The sequence below is a fragment of the Gulosibacter sediminis genome (assembly GCF_014904065.1).
Taxonomy (GTDB): domain Bacteria; phylum Actinomycetota; class Actinomycetes; order Actinomycetales; family Microbacteriaceae; genus Gulosibacter; species Gulosibacter sediminis.
Genome location: NZ_JACXJG010000003.1, coordinates 14,146 through 14,606 on the forward strand (window position 1 = coordinate 14,146; position 461 = coordinate 14,606).

Sequence of the window (461 nt, forward strand, 5' to 3'; positions counted from 1 at the left end):
CCTCTTGCCCTCTTCCTGCAGCTGGGAGACCTTCGCGGACTTGTCCTCCGGGCGCACGCCGGCGAAGACGCGGTCGATGCCGAGCTCCCGTCCGACCTCGTTCGCGACCGCCTCGGCATCGCCGGTGATCATGACGACCNACCGAGGGCGTGGAGGGCGTCGACGGCGTCGCGGGATTCTGGCCGGACCTCGTCGGCGAGCCTCAGCCCGCCGACCACCTGGCCGCCGCGGAGAACGTGCAGAATGATCGCGCCGTCGGAGCGCCATGCCTCGGCCGTGCCGACCTCGTGCTGACCGGTCTCCTCGAGCAGCCGGGGCCCGCCGACGCGGACCTTCTGGCCGGAGACGGTCGCGGTGACGCCGACGGCGGGCGAGGATGAGAAGCCGCTGGCCTGCTGGAGGGCAAGGCCCTTGTCCTTGGCGGCGGTGACGATGGCCTTGGCGAGCGGGTGCTCGCTGTC

Annotated in this window: 1 protein-coding gene; it reads right to left on the bottom strand. The window is 72.2% G+C overall.

Annotation, left to right across the window (positions count from 1 at the left end):
• Positions 1-128 precede the first annotated feature (128 nt).
• A partial coding sequence (locus ID132_RS13315) for an HAD family hydrolase (protein ID WP_459562415.1) occupies positions 129-461 on the bottom strand: 333 nt, incomplete at its 5' end.